The organism is Corynebacterium sp. S5S1 (genome assembly GCF_001913985.1).
Classification (GTDB): Bacteria; Actinomycetota; Actinomycetes; order Mycobacteriales; family Mycobacteriaceae; genus Corynebacterium; species Corynebacterium marquesiae.
In genome coordinates this window covers 1-426 of record NZ_MKXT01000084.1, presented here as the reverse complement: position 1 = coordinate 426, position 426 = coordinate 1, and the positions used below count along the sequence as shown (strand labels likewise).

The window sequence follows — 426 nt, the reverse complement described above, 5'->3', positions numbered from 1 at the left end:
CTGATCAGTTGCAGCGGCGGTACTGGCTTACTACCGGCTTACTCCCGGTTTATGGCAGGGTGTGCCTGCGGCTTAGCTCCACCCGGGCGGGGTGGCTGGGTGTAAGATTGGAATGTCGAAGATTTCCTCTTTAAGGAGTGCTAGTTTCACGTGGCTAACGCGCAACCGAATTATGACGCTTCATCAATTACCATCCTGGAGGGCCTGGAAGCGGTCCGTAAGCGCCCCGGTATGTATATCGGTTCTACCGGCGTGCGCGGCCTGCACTACCTGATTTGGGAGGTTGTTGATAACTCGGTCGACGAGGCCATGGCGGGTTATGCCTCCAAGGTGGAGGTCCGCTTGCTTGCCGACGGCGGCGTGCAGGTTACTGACGATGGCCGTGGTATTCCGGTCTCGATGCATGCCTCGGGCGCGCCCACGGTG

Annotated in this window: 1 protein-coding gene; it reads left to right on the top strand. The window is 59.2% G+C overall.

Features of this window, described 5'->3' with window-relative positions; all coding sequences use genetic code 11:
* Window positions 1-150: 150 nt before the first annotated feature.
* Window positions 151-426 (top strand): ATP-binding protein (locus tag BKN05_RS12270; protein WP_286688760.1); only part of this gene is annotated, 276 nt, incomplete at its 3' end.